Raw genomic sequence first — 17115 nt, 5'->3', positions numbered from 1 at the left:
ACTGGTTCGACGAACGGGGGCCGACGACATGCGCGTCGACGATCGGGCCGGAGCCTTCTGGCGCTGGTGGACCGCCGGCACGACCAGCATGGTCGGATCGGCGGTCGGCTCGGTGGCCCTGCCGCTGACCGCGCTCACCGTGCTCGACGCCTCCGCGTTCCAGCTGGGCGTGATCACCGCGGCCAGCTACGTCGCCTGGCTCGTGATCGGGCTACCCGCCGGCGTCATCGTGCAACGCCTGCCGCTGCGCGGCGCCCAGGTGGGCGCCGACCTGGCCCGCGCGGTCGCCGTCGCGTCCATACCTCTTGCCTGGTGGTGGGGGCACCTCACCGTCGCCCACCTGGTGGTCACCGCGCTCGTGGTCAGCTTCGCCAACGTGCTCTTCGACGTGGCCAACTCGACCTTCCTGCCCAGCATCGTGGAACGGGAGCAGTTGCAGTCGCGCAACAGCCTCACGTCGGGCACCCACGCCGTGACCCTGCTCAGCGGCCCGTCCCTCGGCGGGCTCGCGGTGCAGACGCTCGGCGCGGTGCCCACCCTGCTCGTCGACTCGGCCAGCTACCTCGTCTCGGCGGCACTGCTGCGCACGCTGCCCGCCGGTCGGGTCGACGCGCCGGACCGCTGGCCGCCGGTCGGCGAGCTGATCCGCGCCGGCTGGCGTTTCGTCGCGCACCACCCGGTGATCGGACCGAGCATGTGGGCCGCGACGGCGATGAACCTCGTCTGCGGCGCACAGTTGGCACTCTTCCCGCTCTACCTCTTCCGCGAGCTGAACGCACCAGCCGGCCTGGTCGGGGTGCTGCTCGCCGTCGAGGGAGTCGGGGCACTGGTCGGGGCCGCGCTCACCACGCTCATCACCGCGCGGATCGGCACCGCCCGAGCATTGCTCGCCGCCGCGTTCACCACGGTCGCCGGTTCGTTCCTGCTCCCCTGGGGCACCGGCTGGCCGGCGTACGCCGCCTTCGCCACCGGCAGCGTCGTCTTCTCCCTCGGGACGGTGGTGCTGAGCGTGACCACCCGGACGTACCGGCAGATCGCCAGCCCGCCCGAGCTGCTCTCCCGGGTGATGGCCACCGTACGGTTCGTCTCCTGGGGCGCGATCCCGGTCGGCGGGCTGGTCGCCGGCGCGCTGGCCGGCCCGCTCGGCGCCCGCGCCACCCTGTTCGTCTTCGCGGCGACACTGGTGTGCGCGCCGCTGGTGCTGTTGCTCTCCCCCGTCCGCCACCTGCGCGACCTCACCGACCACGACGAACCGCGCCCCGTCGCGTCGCCGGTCACCGCCGTTCGGCGGTGAGGGCGGCACCGCAGGAGGCACTCTCGGCCAGCCGCGGCCACGAGGGCCGTGCGGATCACCCGGCGCGCGCCGCCGCCATCCGCAACGCGGTCGCGGAGTCCGGCGGGCCGAGCACGATCCACGACCCGTCCACGAAGAGCAGGGCGAGACGCCCGAGCATGCCGCCGGGCAGCGCGTCGAGGCGGACCAACGACTCCAGACCCACCTGCCAGGCCACCTCCAGTGGCGCGTGGCGGTCCACCGGGCCGGGTCCCTGCCAGGCCGCCCGCACCTGGCTGGCCGCCGCCGACAGGCGATCCCGCAGACCGCCACCGGCGGCCAGCTGCGTCCCGACCGGTCGCGCGCGGCGGCGGAGCACCAACACCCGGCGGTGTGTCAACGCCAGCACGCGCACCACGCTGGGCTCGGGCAACTGCTCGTCCAGCCCGACCGCCAACGAACCCGGCGGACCGCCGAGCACCCCGTTGCGGGCCGCCTCGTACCACTCCACCCCCGGCCCGGTGGATGCGGTCACCCCGACGGCGTCACCGGCCAGCCCTTCCGCCACCCGCAGCGGGTTGAACGCCGCACGGAACACCTCCCCCGCCGACCGGCGGCCCGGGACGCGGCCCACCCAGCACGCCTCCCGCAGGGTCTCGCCCGGGGCCAACACGGCTCGCACCTGAGTGAGCAGCTCTGCTCGGCGCGCCCCCGACTCGTCCATCGACTCTCCCCGCGTCACGGCACCCGGCCGGCTGCCGGGTCCGTCCTGACGCGGCTGCGCGACGAGCGTATCGATGACGATCCGACCTGGCTGCCCCGACGCGACGGCGTGGCCGGGCCACCCACAGGCACCGTGATTTCCCGTTCGAACGGGCGGACGGGGCCATAGCCTGGATCCGGGATGCCCGCGCGGGCGTCGCCGGCCGGGAGGATCACGTGGCACCGAACGAGGAGGACCGGGCGGCGACCCGCCGACGCCGCCAACTGTGGGCGGGAGTGCTCGCGCTCGTCGGCCTGGTCCTGCTGATCATCGGTGTCACCGTGGCCGACGGCGTCGCGGCCTGGGTCGAGGTGCTTGTCGCGATCCTGCTGCTGGTGACCAGTTACGTCGTGCAGCACCTGGCCCGGCGCGCGACCGTCTACCGGCACGACGAGCGGCGCTGACACCGCCGACGGCCGGGCGTACCCCGGATCGTCGGAGGCTTGTGCCAGGCTGTCCGGCGTGGCACACCAACCCCCGATCCTGCTGATCGACGCAGCCAGTCTCTACTTCCGGGCCTACTTCGGCATCCCGGAGTCCACCGCCCGCACCGAGGACGGCACCCCGGTCAACGCGGTGCGTGGCTTCCTCGACATGCTCGCCACCCTCATCCGCGGACGCGGCGCCGACCGGATGGTCTGCGCCCTGGACCACGACTGGCGTCCCGCCTGGCGGGTCGAGCTGTTGCCGTCCTACAAGGCACACCGGGTCGCCCCGCAGGGCGGCGAGATCGTCCCGGACACCCTGTCCCCGCAGGTGCCGATGATCCTGGAGGTGCTCGCCGCGGTCGGCATCACCGCCGTCGGGGCGACCGGCTACGAGGCCGACGACGTGCTCGGCACGCTCTCGGTCACCCAGCCGGGCCCGGTCGAGGTGGTCTCCGGCGACCGGGACCTGTTCCAGCTCATCGACGACGCGCGGCCGGTCCGGCTGCTCTACGTGGGGCGCGGCGTCAGCAAGCTCGACGACTGCGACGACGCGGCGGTCCGGTCCCGATACGGCGTGTCCGCCGACCGGTACGCCGACTTCGCCGCGCTGCGCGGCGACCCCAGCGACGGGTTGCCCGGCGTGGCGGGCGTCGGCGAGAAGACCGCGGCCCGGCTCATCGAGCGCTACGGCGACATCGCCGGCATCCTGGCCGCGCTCGACGACTCCGACTCGTCGTTCGCACCGGGCCTGCGTACCAAGCTGGCCGCGGCCCGCGACTACCTGGCCGTCGCGCCCACGGTGGTCCGGGTCGCGCTGGACGTGCCGCTGCCGGAACTGCCCACCGCGCTGCCGACCGCTCCTGTCGATCCGGACCGGCTGCTCGAACTCGCCGGCCGCTGGAACCTGGCCGGCTCCACCCGCCGGCTGGTGGACGCCCTCGCCGCCCGCGCCGACGCCTGACCGTCGAGGCGGCCGCGCCGACCGCGGGTCAGGCTCGTCGCACTCTATTTGATCTTTCGGGTGGACCGGACCACGATGCCCTCGTACTCCGGGTGTTTGACCAGCCAGTCGGCGAGGAACGGACAGATGGGTACGACCGTCCGCTTCCTGGCCCGTGCGTCGTCCATCACCGCGCGGGCCAGGGTCGAGCCGACGCCCCTGCCCTCGAACGCCGGGTCGACCTCGGTGTGGGTGTAGGCGATGATGCTGCCGGTCAACTGGTAGGTGACAAACCCGGCGATCGTCCCCGCCTCGTCGCGCGCCTCGAATCGCTCCCGCTCCGGCGCGTCTGTCACGGTGATCTGCATCCGGTCATCCAATCACCCGCCCCGCCACCGCTCACCGCGCGGCCGAGGTCAGGTGACGCCGCGCGCATTGTCCCGGCGGTAACGGGAAACGCACCGCCGCCGGTCGAGACGCGGGAGGAGGCGTGCCAGGTGACGAACCCGTCGACAGACCTCGGCTTCGCCGTCGTGGAGATGTTCACCTCGCAGGGCTGCTCGAGCTGCCCTCCCGCGGAAGAGGTGCTGACCGAGATCGAGCGGGACGCCCGGGATCGGGGACAGCCGGTCTTCGCCCTCGGATTCCACGTCGACTACTGGGACGACCTGGGCTGGCCCGACCGTTTCGCGGACGCGGCGTACACCGCACGGCAGGAGGCGTACGCCCGCGCCTTTGGCACCGGGCGTCTGTACACACCGCAGATGGTCGTCAACGGCACCGTCGAGTTCGTCGGATCGGACCGGCGGCGTGCGGCGGGTGCGATCGCGTCCGCCCTGGCGTCGAGCGCCACCACGGCGGTCACGCTCCGGGCGGAGGACCTCGGCGGACGGGTGGCGGTGGACTACCAGAGCGCGCCGCCGCCGGAGGGCGCGGTGCTGCACGTGGCGATCGTGGAACGTGGGCTGGACAGCGAGATCGCCCGGGGGGAGAACGCCGGGCGGACGCTGCGACAGGACAACGTCGTCCGCGCCTTCACGTCGGTGGACCTGCGCGCCGAGCGGGGACGGGTGGAGGTGGCGACACCACCCGATCTCGATCCTCGCGGGGCCTCGGTGGTCGGCTACGTGCAGGAGGACGGTAACCGGGCCGTCCTCGGCGCCACCGCCGTCGACCTGTCCACCGCGTAATCTCGGCACATGCTGATCGTGTGTGGTGCGGGGGGCCTTGGTGGCTGACGCCGACGACGTACGCCGGGTGGCGCTGGCCCTGCCGCACACGGTGGAGATCCCGAGTGACGGCTTCGACTTCCGGGTGGCGGACAAGGGCTTCATCTGGTCCTACCCGGAGCGCGTCCCCGGACAGCCCCGGGTGATCCGACTCGACATCGCCGTGCTGTTCGTCGGCGACGAGGCCGAGAAGCAGGCGCTCGTGCTCGGCGAGCCCGAGCTCTTCTTCACCACGCCCGGCTACGCCGGACTGCCCCTGGTGCTGGTGCGGCTGGCGGCGGTCGATGTCGAGCGGTTGCGCGAGCTGGTGACCGACGCGTGGCGGATGCGCGCGCCCGAGGCGCTCCTGGGCGACCTCGACGACGGCGGCGCGCCGGTCGTCGCGTCGGACGCGGGCGCTGGCGGTTAGCGACATCCGCACGCAACGGGTTTGACACATTGACGGGGATCTAGGTGCTCCACTACCGTTGCCGTGAGAGCGCTCTCTCGCCTGACCTTCTCCCTAATTCAGACGCAACGCGTCGGACCCGGCACCTGCCGCACCCCGGCGCGCGATGGAGGCACCATGAAACCTCCCGTCCCCCACCGCCGCTGGGCCCTGGCCATCGCGACCGCCCTGGCCCTGGTCGTCGGCGGTCTCACGATCCCCGTCAGCCGCGCCGCCGAGGCCGCACCTGTCGGCGCCGGCAGCTACACCACCACCCCGGTCGGCGCGCTCCCCAGCGGCTGCGGCGCGATGGCCAGCAACCCCCGACAGTTCGCCACCGCCAACGCGCCCGCCGGGCCGATCCCCACGAACGACTGGTGGTCCTCGCTGCTGTGGAAGCGCACCGACTGCTCCTTCAGCGAACCACTGCACGCTCACCCGATCTCGTACGACACCTTCACCGACGGCCTGGGCTTCTCCGCCAACTCCACGCCCACCATCAGCGGCACCGCGACCGGCGTCGGTGAGTACCACTACCCGTACGTGCAGGACATCCGGGTCGGCGTGGCCGGGCTCGGCGCACCCCAGGTCAGGGTGGACGGCTGGACCGACTGGACGGTCAGCCCACACTGGAGCGACGGCACCCGCACCATGCGCGCCACCATCGGCCACGGGCTGCCCTTCGCGTACTTCCAGACCACCGGCGGAGACGCGGTGATCGGCACCGCCGGCACCCCCGACGTGTGGTCCGCCAGCGGCGCCACCATCGGGTTCCGGGTCAACGGGCACGACTACGTCGCGTACGCGCCCAGCGGCGCCAGCTGGACCGTCGCCGGTGGCCGGATCTCGTCCACCCTCGCCGGTCGGGGCTACTTCTCCGTGGCCCTGCTGCCACCGACGTCCAGCGCCACGGAGCGCGCCGACCTGGCCGCGACCTACGGCCGGTACGCCCACGCCCACGTGACCGGCACCCAGGTGTCGTACGCGTACAACCCGTCGACCAGCGGCCTGACCACCACGTACGCGTTCACCACGACCGCCCGGGAGGGCTCCGCCACGCAGACCGTGGTCAGCCTCTACCCGCACCAGTGGAAGTCGCTGAGCGGGTCCACCGCCATCACCCCGACCTACCCGTCGGCGCGCGGCCGGATGAAGGTGCTCACCGGCGTCAACCAGTTCCGCACCGCCATGACCTTCCAGGGCGTCCTGCCGGAGCTGCCGGCCGTCGGCGACGGTAGCGGAAGCGACCTGGCCACGTTGAACAGCCAGCTCGCGGCCACCCGCGCGAACCCGATGGACCAGCGCGGCACCGACACGTACTGGACCGGCAAGGGGCTGGGCCGGGCCGCCCGGATCGCCGAGATCGCCGACCAGGTCAACGACACCACGACGCGCGACAGCGCGCTGAACGCCATCCGCGGCACGCTCACCGACTGGTTCACCGCGTCCAGCGGCAAGACCAGCCGGGTCTTCTACTACGACAACAACTGGGGCACCCTGATCGGCTATCCGGCGTCGTACGGCTCCGACCAGGAACTCAACGACCACCACTTCCACTACGGCTACTTCATCGCCGCCGCCGCCACGCTCGCCAAGTTCGACCCGACGTGGGCCACCGCCAGCCGCTACGGCGGCATGGTGGACCTGCTGATCCGCGACGCCAACAACTACCAGCGCGGCGACACCCGTTTCCCCTACCTGCGGGACTTCGACATCTACGCCGGCCACGACTGGGCGTCCGGGCACGGCTCGTTCGGCTCCGGAAACAACCAGGAGTCCTCGTCCGAGGGGATGAACTTCGCCAACGCCCTGATCCAGTGGGGGCAGGTCACCGGCAACACCGCCGTCCGTGACGCCGGTGTCTTCCTCTACACCACGCAGGCCGCCGCCATCCAGGAGTACTGGTTCGACTCCAGCGACCAGAACTTCCCCGCCGCCTTCGGGCACTCCACGGTCGGCATGGTCTGGGGCGACGGCGGCGCGTACGCCACCTGGTTCAGCGGCGAACCGGAGATGATCCAGGGCATCAACCTGCTGCCGGTCACCGGTGGACACCTCTACCTGGGCAACAACCCGGCGTACGTGCGGACCAACTACGCCGAACTGGTCCGCAACAACGGCGGGCAACCGACGGTGTGGCAGGACATCCTCTGGCAGTTCCAGGCCCTCGGTGACCCCGACGCGGCGCTGGCGAACCTCCGCGCGAACCCCGGCTACACCCCGGAGGAGGGCGAGAGCCGGGCACACACCTTCCACTGGATCCGCAACCTCGCGGCCCTCGGGTCCGTCGACCCGACGGTGACCGGCAACCACCCGCTGTCGGCGGTGTTCTCCCGCAACGGGGCACGCACCTACGTGGCCTCGAACCCGACCGCCGCGCCGATCACCGTGACGTTCTCCAACGGCACCAGACTCACCGTGGCGGCGGGCCGGACGGCCACCACCGGGGCGTACACCTGGAGTGGTGGCAACGCGTCCGGCGGCGTACCGCCGACCACCCCACCCACGACCGCCCCACCGACCACGGCCCCACCGACGACCGCCCCACCGACGACGGCCCCACCGACCACCGCTCCGCCGACCACGACGCCGCCGGCGACGGGCGGTCCCACCCGGTACCTGCTGCCCGGGGGCGGGCTGGGCGCGGCCGGTAGCGCGGCCACGACGACGGTCGCGGCAGCCAACGGCAACCACGACGGTACGCCCACCAACGCGCAGGTCTTCACGGCGACCGGCCTGAACCTCGCCTACTCCGGTGGGCAGACCGCGTTCGACCTGCTCGTGGATGCCGGGACGGCGGTCGGCAACGGTGTGCAGGTGCGGATCTCCTACGACCTCACCGGCAACGGCAGTTGGGACCGGGTGGAGACCCTGCGGTACTTCGCCACCGACCCGGTGCCCGGCTACGAGCGCTACACCCAGAGCGCCGGCCTGGCCTCGGCCACCGGCACGTTGGGCACGTTGAGCAACGGCACGGTCCGGGTGGAGATCTGGTCCGCGATCGGCAACAACCCCAGCACCGTGGGCATCGGCAACCAGTCGGTGGTGCGGCTGCCGTACTCCTGATCGGCTCGTGCACCGCGAACGGCCGGTGTGCGGGACCAGGAACGGTCCCGCACACCGGCCGACGGGGACGGGTCGGTCAGTCGTGCTCGGTCAGGAGGCGGCGCAGGTGGGTGTGATGCCAGCCCCGCTGCCGGTGCCCTGGAAGCCGAACTCGGCGACCTGGCCGGCGCCGAGCTGGCCGTTGTAGTTGACGTTGGTGAACCGGACCGTGCCGGTGGAGCCACTGGCCGTCGCACTCCAGGTGTTGGTGACACTCGCACCGCTGGGCAGCGTGACGCTGACGTTCCAGCCGTTCGTGCCGGCCGCGCCGGCGGTGACCTTCACGCTGGCCACGAAACCACCGGTCCACGAGTTCAGTGACACCGATGCCGTGCAACCACCCGGCGGAGGGGTCGTCGGCGGAGGAGTCGTGGGCGACGGGCTCGTCGGCGGAGGGCTCGTCGGCCCCGGGGTCGTCGGCCCCGGCGTCGTGGGCGACGGGGTGATGCCCGGGCCGGCGTTGAGGGCGTTCAGGACGCTCGTGTACGCGGCCTTCTTGTTACCACTGCACTCGAAGAGCAGGGCGTTGTCCGACCCACGCCACGAGTCACAGTCGCGCACACCCCAGGTGGTGATACCGGTGCACCGCGAGACGTTCATGCACGCGCGGGTAACCCCGGCGTAGATGTTGGCCTGGTTGCCGCCACTCATCACGTCCAGCTCGGTGATCTGCACGTCCACACCGAGATCGGCGAAACGCTGCAGATTCGCCTGGTAGTCACTGGACAACGACGTGCCCAGGTGCGACTGGAACCCCACACAGTCGATCGGCACACCACGGGACTTGAAGTCCCGCACCATGTTGTAGATACCCGTCGACTTCGCGTTGATCCCATCGGTGTTGTAGTCGTTGTAACACAACTTCGCACCCGGATCCGCGGCCCGCGCCGCCCGGAACGCCGCCTCGATCCAGTCGTTGCCCGTGCGCTGCAGGTTCGAGTCACGCCGCGCACCGCTGTTACCGTCGGCGAACGCCTCGTTCACCACGTCCCACGAATGGATCTTGCCCTTGAAGTGGGTCGCGACCTGCGTGACGTGGTTCATCATCGCGCTGCGCAACGGACTGCCGGACATGTTCTGCGCCCAACCCGGCTGCTGCTGATACCACAACAGCGCATGGCCCCGCACACTCTGACCATTGGCCTGCGCGTGCGCGACCAGCCGGTCACCACCGGTGTAGTTGAACCGACCCTGCTGCGGCTCGGTCGCGTCCCACTTCATGTCGTTCTCGGCCACGACACTGTTGAACTCGCGGTTCAGAATCGTCACATACGTGCTGTCGGACAGCTTCTGCCCCGCGACGGCCGCGCCGAAGTAACGGCCCTTCTCGGCCGCCGACGCCTTCAGGGTCGTGCCGGCACTGGCCGTGGAGGTCAGCGTCATCGTCATTCCGGCGGCGAGTGCGCCGGTGGCAGCGACGGTCACCGCCAATCGCAGGACTCTCTTGTGATTCATGCGAATTCCTTGTCTGTGGTGGTTCGGTGATGGAGACGGGTCGGCTCGCGGTGGCGACACCAGGACGAACGAGAGCCCGGTCGCCAGCACGGCACCGGTGGTGGGAGACCCCGACACGACGTCCGGCATGCCCTGGGCGGACGTTGTGCTCCGAGGTGCGACCAGCAGGCTCGCCCGGTGAACCACAGGTGCGGCCGCCCTCAAACATCGACTGTGAGCGATAACATGCCGTTCGTCAAGTCGTAACGATCCGCCGTCGCGGGCGGGCCGCTCCGGTCATCCCGGCCGGGGTTGTGCTGCCGGAGCCGTCCGCAGCCGGCTCCGGCAGCACGCGTCACTGGAACGAGGCGTCGTCGACGAGGAGGCTGTCGGTGCCCGCCGCCGTCTCGACGTAGAAGGTCGCGTTGGACAGCGTGCCGCTCCACGACACGGTCGTCGTGCCGGTGAGCAGGGTCCAACCGTTGACGTTCACCCCCACGGCCGGGGTGAGCTGGACGTAGTTCGTCGTACCGTTCGCGGTCAGCGACAGGGTCGCCTTGGCCGACGGCGTGCCGCTCTGCGCCCGTACCCAGACGTTCGTGGTGTAGCTCTTGCCGTTGGTGAGCTTCGAGGTCACGTCCTGGCCGGGGCCGTTCCACGCCCCGGTCCGGCCGGTGATCGACAGCGACCCGCTGCCGCCGTGGGCGACCGACGTGTTCCGGGAGAGCGTCCCGCTGCCGTGCACACCCCAGCCGGTCGTGCCGTTCTCCACGTCACCGTTGGTGAGCACGGTGCCGCTGCCGCCGGTGCCGCCGAACTGCCACCAGTTGATGTTGAACAGGTTGCCGCTACCGCCGGCGAAGCGGAGGTACAGGTCATGGGTGCCGGTGGCGCCGGTGACCGCGCAGGTCGTGCTGGTCCAGGTCTGCCAGCCGCCCGTGCCGCCCACGGTGCAGGTGCCCACGACCGGGCCGCTGGCACTGTCGAGGCGGACCTCGATACGCCCACCGCTGGTGGCCGAGGCGACCCGTGCGGTGAACGACGTCGCGCCCGCGCCGAAGGCGACGCCCTTGACCTTGACGTGGTCGCCGTTCTCGATCCACCCGACGTTCATACCGCCCTCGCTGGCGACCTCCGTCTCGATCCCCGAGCCCCACGCGATCGTCTCGGCCTCCTGGCGCACGTACGGGTTCAGCGTCCCCACCTGCGGCGCACCGGTCGTGCTCATCGTGATCGTCGGGAACATCCCGGTGGAGGTGTAGGAGAACCTCTCCACCGCCACCGACCGGGTGTAACCACTTCCACCGGGCAACGCCCCGTTGTGATAGAAGAAGTACGAGCCACCGTTGAAGTCGACGACCCCGGCGTGATTGGTGAAGCTGGCGCCCTGCCGCGGCATGATCGTCCCCCGGTACGTCCACGGCCCGGTCGGACCGGGGGCCGTCGAGTACGCGATGAACTCCGAACAACACTCCGCCGCGAACACGTTGTAGTACAACCCGCCGCGCTTGAACACCCACGGCCCCTCCTCGTACAGGGTCGGCCGAGAGGCGTTCCCCGTCCGAGTGCCGAAACCCGCGGTCGTCAACGGAATCCGCGTCACGCTGCCCGAGTAGGAGATCATGTCCGCGTTCAGCCGGACGTACCACAGACCCGGATTACCCCAGTACAGGTACGCCTGCCCATCGTCATCGACGAACACGTTCGGGTCGATCTCGTTGTTGCCCACCAGGGGCCGACCGAGCGCGTCCCGGAAGGGCCCCGTCGGGCTGTCCGCCACGCCGACGCCGATCACCATCTGTCCGTTCGACCGCTGCCGGACCGGCACGTACCAGTAGAACTTCCCGTTGCGCGCGACCACGTGACCGGCCCACGCGTTGGCATCCGCCCAGGCGAACGTCGCCAGACTCATCGGCGATCCATGATCGGTCCAGTTCACCATGTCCGCCGACGAGAACACCCGCCAGTCACGCATCGTGAAATTCGTCGACCCGTCCTCGTCATGACCCGTGTACAGATACACCCGGCCGTCGTGGACCATCGGGGCCGGATCAGCGGTGTACACGTGCTGAACGATCGGATTGTCCGCCTTGACGGCGCTGGCCGGGACCAGTGCGAGGACGCAGACGAGGCTCGCCAGCCAGGCGACGGCCCGCCTGAGGGTGGGGGTGGTGGTGGCTCGGGTTCTCACCTTCACGATTACTCCCAGAGAGAGTGCGCTGTGCGCGAGGTCCGCGTCGAGTCGACGAGTCACCGCCATCCGGGTTGCCGGTCGAACGAGCTGCACCGTGCGCGTGGGACGGAGCACGGGCGGCACCCGTGTTAGCGCTAACAGATCTTGGTCGATGCCTTCCTCGGCGGTTGACCTGGACTTTTGGGCGATGCGGAGCGCCCGTCGTAACGACATCGCCGCAAGGATGTAGCGACGACGACATCCAAGATTTACGATGCAACGTACTGAGCCGTGCAGCCGACGTCAACGGGGCGGTCACCGCCCGCCGGCATCGGCTGCCCGTTACGCGCTGTTATCTTCTGGTGGTCAGAAGCCCCATCCGCGTCCATTCCGGACCGACGGCGATCCCCTCGACCGGCGCCGACCAGGGGTCACGGCGTGCTGCCACCGGGCCGAGGCGGCGAGGCGATCGGCGCGGTGCACTCGGGGGTTGCGGGCGTGTTAACGACCAACTATGTTAGCGATCACATCGATGTGCCGCGATAGGCCTCCGGGCAGCCCATCGCGTCCACGGCGACCCTGCTCCACCACCATCGCACCCGCCGTGCGTGTTTTCCGCTGACGACCCGCCGCCATCGATGCGCCGCCACCAGCCGGCCCCCGACCACCGCTCGGGCGGCCACCACACCCGTCCCGCGCCTCGGAAAGGTCGCCTACCGTGCCGCTGACTCGACGCACGTTCACCCAGGACGCTCGGTCCACCGCCAGCGGCGCACCGAGTCTTCCGAGCGCCGCTGTCGCCGCGCCGCCGACCGCCAGCACCGACGCGCACCGCGGCAGCTCACACGCCGCCGACCGCCAGCACGCCACCGTTCGCACCACCCCGTAGCGCACCCGTCCCCGTACCGAATCTTCCCGGAGGTTCCCATGCCATCCCTGCCCCTCAGCCGCCGCCACCTCCTTCAGGCCGCCGGTGCCACCGCGGTGGTCTCCGCGGCCGGCAGCACCCTCGTCGCCGGCAGCGCCGCGGCCGCCGTGGTCCCGCCGGCCCGGGCGGACATCGGCGTCTCGGCGTACGCGTTCGACCTCGGTCAGGTGCGGCTGACCTCCGGCCGTTGGATGGACAACCAGTCGCGGACGCTCAACTACCTGCGGTTCGTCGACGTCGACCGGATGCTCTACAACTTCCGCGCCAACCACCGGCTGTCCACGAACGGCGCCGCCACCAACGGAGGCTGGGACGCGCCGAACTTCCCGTTCCGGACCCACATGCAGGGCCACTTCCTGAGCGCGTGGGCGTACGCGTACGCGGTGCTGGGCGACACCACCTGCCGGGACAAGGCCAACTACATGGTCGCCGAGTTGGCCAAGTGCCAGGCGAACAACGGTGCCGCCGGCTTCGGCGCGGGCTACCTCTCCGGCTTCCCGGAGTCCGACTTCAGCGCGCTCGAGGCACGGACGCTGTCCAACGGCAACGTGCCCTACTACTGCATCCACAAGACCCTCGCCGGGCTGCTCGACGTCTGGCGCTACATCGGCAACACGCAGGCCCGTACGGTCCTGCTGTCCCTCGCCGGCTGGGTCGACACCCGGACGTCGCGGCTCAGCTACAGCCAGATGCAGTCGATGCTGGGCACCGAGTTCGGGGGCATGAACGACGTGCTCGCCGACATCTACCAGATGACCGGCGACAGCCGGTGGCTCGCCACCGCACAGCGGTTCGACCACGCCGGCATCTTCGACCCGCTGGCCTCCGGCCAGGACCAGCTCAACGGCAAGCACGCCAACACGCAGGTGCCCAAGTGGATCGGCGCGGCCCGGGAGTTCAAGGCCACCGGGACCACCCGTTACCGGAGCATCGCCAGCAACGCGTGGAACATCACCGTCGGCGCGCACACCTACGTCATCGGCGGCAACAGCCAGGCCGAGCACTTCCGGCCGCCGAACGCGATCGCCGGCTACCTCACCAACGACACGTGCGAGCAGTGCAACACGTACAACATGCTCAAACTGACCCGGGAACTGTGGCTGCTCGACCCGAACCGAGCAGACTACTTCGACTACTACGAGCGCGCGCTGATGAACCACCTGATCGGCGGACAGAACTCGGCCGACAGCCGCGGCCACATCACCTACTTCACCCCGCTGCGACCGGGTGGCCGTCGGGGTGTGGGCCCGGCGTGGGGTGGCGGCACCTGGAGCACCGACTACAACTCGTTCTGGTGCTGCCAGGGCACCGGCCTGGAGATCAACACGAGGTTGATGGACTCCATCTACTTCTACAACGGCACGACGCTGAGCGTGAACCTGTTCACGCCGTCGGTGCTGAACTGGACCCAGCGCGGCATCACGGTCACCCAGACCACCAGCTTCCCGGTCAGTGACACCACCACGCTGACCCTGTCCGGCTCGATGAGCGGCTCCTGGAGCATCCGGGTGCGGATCCCGTCCTGGACCAGCGGCGCGACGATCACCGTCAACGGCACGGTGGAGAACGTCACCGCCACCCCGGGCAGCTACGCCACGGTCACGCGCACCTGGGCCGCGGGCGACACCATCACCGTACGGCTGCCCATGCAGGTCGCCATCAAGGCCGCCAACGACAACGCCAACGTCGGAGCGGTCACGTACGGCCCCACGGTGCTGGCCGGCAACTACGGCAACACGGCCCTGAGCACCCTGCCCACCCTCACCGTCTCCTCGATCACCCGGACCAGCACCAGCTCGCTCGCGTTCACCGCCAGCGCCAACGGGTCCACGGTGAACCTCGCCCCCTTCTACGACGCCCACGGCTACAACTACACGGTCTACTGGAACACCAGCGGCAGCGGCGGTGGCCCCACCGGCAGCTACCGCCTGGTCAACGTCGGCACCGGGCTGGTCCTCGGCGTGCAGAACATGTCCACCGCCGACGGTGGTCTGGCCGTGCAGTGGAGCGACAGCGGCACCGCCGACCACAACTGGGTGGTCGTGACCGACGGCAACGCGGTCCGGTTCCGCAACGCCCACAGCAACAAGGTGCTGGGTGTGGAGAACATGTCCACCGCCGACAACGCCCGGGTCCTGCAGTGGGCGGACAACGGCACCGCCGACCACCGGTGGATCCTCGTCGACAACGGCGACGGGACCTACAAGATCCGCAACGTCAACAGCAACAAGCTGCTCGCCATCCTGAACGGGTCGACCGCGATGGGAGCGCAGGCGGTGCAGGATTCGGACAACGGCAGCGCGGACAACCGCTGGCGGCTGGTCCGCAACGCCTGACGATCCGCCCAGCTCGCCGGCGCGCCGGCGCGGTCACCCCGAGGACCGCGCCGGCGACGCCGGGCGAGCGGGCGGCGGCGGTCGTACAGTGGCAGGGTCCTGGCCCCAGTGATCGTGGTGGATCTGTCGGCTCGTGCCGCGGTCCGCCCGGAAGGAGCACAGTGAACCGACCTCTTCGGGCCGCGCTCGGCGGTGCCCTGACCGCCGCCCTCCTGACCTGCGTCGCCGTCGCGCCCGCGCAGGCACACCCCGCCGGGCATCTGCCCACCGTCCTCGCCCTGCCCGACGGTTTCGCACCCGAGGGCATTGCCACCGCCGGCCGGTACGCGTATTTCGGCTCCCGCGCCACCGGCGCCATCCAGCGCGTCGACCTGGTCACCGGCCGGGGTACCGCGATCGGCGCACCCACCGGCACCCCGTCGCTCGGCCTCAAGATCGACCCGCGCGGCCGGCTCTTCGTCGCCGGGGGCACCGCCGGCGACGCCCGCGTGCTCGACACCCGCACCGGTGAGGTGCTGGCGCGCTACCAGTTCGCCACCACCCCGACGTTCGTCAACGACGTCATCCTGACCCGCGACGCCGCGTACTTCACCGACTCCAACCGGCCGGTGCTCTACCGGCTGCCGCTCGGTCGTGGCGGCGCCCTGCCGCCCGCCGACACGTTCACCACCATCCCCCTGACCGGGGCGTACGAGCAGGTCGGCACCGGCGTGAACCTCAACGGCATCACCACCACACCGGACGGCAGTGCGCTGATCGTCGTGCAGTCCAACACCGGGACGCTGTACCGGGTCGACCCGGCGACCGGCGCGACCACCGTCGTGGACGTGCCCGGCTACACCTTCACCAACGGCGACGGGCTGCTGCTGCGCGGGCGCACGCTCTACGTCGTGCAGAACAGCCTCAACCAGATCGCGGTGGCCACGCTCAACCACGCGGGCACCAGGGGCACGGTCACCGGCACCATCACCGACCCGAACTTCGACGTGCCCACCACCGTCGCCGAGGCGTTGGGCCGGCTCTACCTGCCCAACGGCCGCTTCACCACGCCACCGACCCCGACCACGCCGTACACCGTCGTCGCGGTCCGCGCCCGCTGAGGTGGACCGAGGGGGTACGCGCACCGCGGGTGCCCCCTCGGCCGGCCGTCAGTAGGATCACGGGCACCTCGGCGACGACTGCCGCCCTCTGCACCCGGAGCCCGCGTGGCCGACCCCCGCTCGCACCGCCTTCTGCGTCGCGCCCTGGCCGTCGGCTGTCTGCTCGCCGCCGCCGCACTGCCCGCCGGGCCGCCGCCGGCCAGCCCGCAGGACCGCACCGGGCCGACGGTCCTGCGGGTGCTCCAGATGAACCTCTGCAACAGCGGCCGCGCCGGGTGTTTCAGCGGCCGATCCCTGCACCGGGCCACCGAGGTGATCAGCACCGAGGCACCCGACCTGGTCACCCTCAACGAGATCTGCCGGGACGACGTGGCCGTCCTGGAGCGGGTGTTCGCGACGGTGCACACCGGGCGGCGGGTCGTCTCCGCGTTCCAGGCCGCCGGTGACCGCCCCAGCGGAGGCGACACGCGGTGCCGCAACGGCCAACCGTACGGCGTGGGACTGCTGACGCGGGCGCGGGCGCCGGACACCGCGCGCGCCGTGTACCGCGGGATCCACCCGACACAGGACCTCGCGGACCCCGAGGAACGAGCCTGGCTCTGCGTCGACGTCGACGCGGTCCTGCTCGCCTGCACCACACATCTGGCGGCCACCGGCTACGCGGTCGCGCTCACCCAGTGCCGCCACCTGCTCGACACGATCCTGCCGCCGATCCGTCGGCGGAGCGGGTACGTGCCCGTCCTGCTGAGCGGCGACCTCAACCTGCGCGCCGGCGGCGACCCCGACGTGCGCTCCTGCGTACCGCCCGGTCACCAGCGGATCGACGACGGCGCGCGGCAACACGTCGTGGCGACGACCGACGTGGGCCTCTGCTGCCGCAGGTCGGTGCCGATGCACGGGACGACCGACCACCCCGGGCTGCTGGCCACCCTCCGGATCGACGGCGGCCGGCCGACGACCTGACCCCGCATCGGCCGTG

At 70.9% G+C, this 17115-nt stretch carries 14 protein-coding genes; 10 read left to right on the top strand and 4 right to left on the bottom strand.

All coding sequences use genetic code 11. From position 1 onward, the window contains the following. Nucleotides 1-28: 28 nt before the first annotated feature. A complete protein-coding gene (locus AB0O48_RS28455) occupies nucleotides 29-1294 on the top strand; it encodes an MFS transporter (protein ID WP_357572835.1) in 1266 nt (421 codons plus the stop codon). A gap of 55 nt (nucleotides 1295-1349) precedes the next feature. Here AB0O48_RS28455 and AB0O48_RS28450 read toward each other — a convergent pair whose 3' ends face one another. Beyond that, nucleotides 1350-1997, bottom strand: coding sequence for a hypothetical protein (locus tag AB0O48_RS28450; RefSeq protein ID WP_357249553.1), 648 nt, complete (start codon nucleotides 1995-1997; stop codon nucleotides 1350-1352). A gap of 215 nt (nucleotides 1998-2212) precedes the next feature. On the opposite strand from AB0O48_RS28450, the gene AB0O48_RS28445 reads away from it, so the two are divergent. Both AB0O48_RS28445 and AB0O48_RS28440 read left to right on the top strand, forming a co-directional pair. Beyond that, a complete protein-coding gene (locus tag AB0O48_RS28445; RefSeq protein ID WP_357249556.1) occupies nucleotides 2213-2440 on the top strand; it encodes a hypothetical protein in 228 nt (75 codons plus the stop codon). Between the two features lie 58 nt (nucleotides 2441-2498). After that, nucleotides 2499-3425 carry a 5'-3' exonuclease gene (locus AB0O48_RS28440; protein ID WP_357572836.1) on the top strand — a complete coding sequence of 309 codons (927 nt, stop codon included), beginning with the start codon at nucleotides 2499-2501 and terminating at the stop codon, nucleotides 3423-3425. 44 nt (nucleotides 3426-3469) lie between these two features. On the opposite strand, the gene AB0O48_RS28435 is transcribed toward AB0O48_RS28440, so the two are convergent. Then, nucleotides 3470-3772, bottom strand: a complete 303-nt coding sequence (locus AB0O48_RS28435; protein WP_357572837.1) for a GNAT family N-acetyltransferase — start codon at nucleotides 3770-3772, stop codon at nucleotides 3470-3472. A 129-nt stretch (nucleotides 3773-3901) separates the two neighbouring features. Here AB0O48_RS28435 and AB0O48_RS28430 point away from each other — a divergent pair, with 129 nt between their 5' ends. From AB0O48_RS28430 to AB0O48_RS28420, 3 genes are all read left to right on the top strand, one after another. Beyond that, a complete protein-coding gene (locus AB0O48_RS28430; RefSeq protein ID WP_357249564.1) occupies nucleotides 3902-4594 on the top strand; it encodes a DUF1223 domain-containing protein in 693 nt (230 codons plus the stop codon). 40 nt (nucleotides 4595-4634) lie between these two features. Continuing rightward, complete coding sequence (locus AB0O48_RS28425; protein ID WP_357572838.1) at nucleotides 4635-5042, top strand: hypothetical protein; 408 nt, start codon at nucleotides 4635-4637, stop codon at nucleotides 5040-5042. 156 nt (nucleotides 5043-5198) lie between these two features. After that, nucleotides 5199-8126 (top strand): glycosyl hydrolase, encoded by a 2928-nt coding sequence (locus tag AB0O48_RS28420; protein WP_357572839.1) that lies wholly within the window; start codon nucleotides 5199-5201, stop codon nucleotides 8124-8126. 90 nt (nucleotides 8127-8216) lie between these two features. On the opposite strand, the gene AB0O48_RS28415 is transcribed toward AB0O48_RS28420, so the two are convergent. Both AB0O48_RS28415 and AB0O48_RS28410 read right to left on the bottom strand, forming a co-directional pair. Then, nucleotides 8217-9554: an endo-1,4-beta-xylanase gene (locus AB0O48_RS28415; RefSeq protein WP_357572848.1), complete on the bottom strand. Its 1338-nt coding sequence runs from the start codon at nucleotides 9552-9554 to the stop codon at nucleotides 8217-8219. A gap of 400 nt (nucleotides 9555-9954) precedes the next feature. Continuing rightward, entirely contained in the window at nucleotides 9955-11739 is a 1785-nt protein-coding gene (locus AB0O48_RS28410; protein ID WP_357572849.1) for a family 43 glycosylhydrolase, read from the bottom strand. 751 nt (nucleotides 11740-12490) lie between these two features. On the opposite strand from AB0O48_RS28410, the gene AB0O48_RS28405 reads away from it, so the two are divergent. From AB0O48_RS28405 to AB0O48_RS28390, 4 genes are all read left to right on the top strand, one after another. Next, nucleotides 12491-12661 (top strand): hypothetical protein, encoded by a 171-nt coding sequence (locus AB0O48_RS28405; protein WP_357249579.1) that lies wholly within the window; start codon nucleotides 12491-12493, stop codon nucleotides 12659-12661. Nucleotides 12662-12699: 38 nt separating this feature from the next. Further along, on the top strand, nucleotides 12700-15036 hold the full coding sequence (locus AB0O48_RS28400) for a beta-L-arabinofuranosidase domain-containing protein (protein WP_357572840.1): 2337 nt from the start codon (nucleotides 12700-12702) through the stop codon (nucleotides 15034-15036). Nucleotides 15037-15197: 161 nt separating this feature from the next. Continuing rightward, the gene (locus tag AB0O48_RS28395) at nucleotides 15198-16136 is read left to right on the top strand and encodes a superoxide dismutase (protein WP_357572841.1); all 939 of its coding nucleotides are present in this window, start codon (nucleotides 15198-15200) and stop codon (nucleotides 16134-16136) included. A 105-nt stretch (nucleotides 16137-16241) separates the two neighbouring features. Next, complete coding sequence (locus AB0O48_RS28390; RefSeq protein ID WP_357572842.1) at nucleotides 16242-17099, top strand: endonuclease/exonuclease/phosphatase family protein; 858 nt, start codon at nucleotides 16242-16244, stop codon at nucleotides 17097-17099. The last annotated feature ends 16 nt before the right edge of the window (nucleotides 17100-17115 follow it).

This window comes from Micromonospora sp. NPDC085948, from assembly GCF_040686315.1.
In the GTDB taxonomy this organism is placed as follows: Bacteria; Actinomycetota; Actinomycetes; order Mycobacteriales; family Micromonosporaceae; genus Micromonospora.
Note: the sequence above shows the minus strand (reverse complement) of the source record. Positions and strands in the feature narration are given on the sequence as shown.

What these genes read in the sequence shown, in the direction of transcription:
- AB0O48_RS28455 (WP_357572835.1), top strand. Translation starts at nt 29, where the DNA reads ATGCGCGTCGACGATCGGGCCGGAGCCTTCTGGCGCTGGTGGACCGCC.
- AB0O48_RS28450 (WP_357249553.1), bottom strand. Translation starts at nt 1,997, where the DNA reads ATGGACGAGTCGGGGGCGCGCCGAGCAGAGCTGCTCACTCAGGTGCGA.
- AB0O48_RS28435 (WP_357572837.1), bottom strand. Translation starts at nt 3,772, where the DNA reads ATGCAGATCACCGTGACAGACGCGCCGGAGCGGGAGCGATTCGAGGCG.
- AB0O48_RS28420 (WP_357572839.1), top strand. Translation starts at nt 5,199, where the DNA reads ATGAAACCTCCCGTCCCCCACCGCCGCTGGGCCCTGGCCATCGCGACC.
- AB0O48_RS28415 (WP_357572848.1), bottom strand. Translation starts at nt 9,554, where the DNA reads ATGACGATGACGCTGACCTCCACGGCCAGTGCCGGCACGACCCTGAAG.
- AB0O48_RS28400 (WP_357572840.1), top strand. Translation starts at nt 12,700, where the DNA reads ATGCCATCCCTGCCCCTCAGCCGCCGCCACCTCCTTCAGGCCGCCGGT.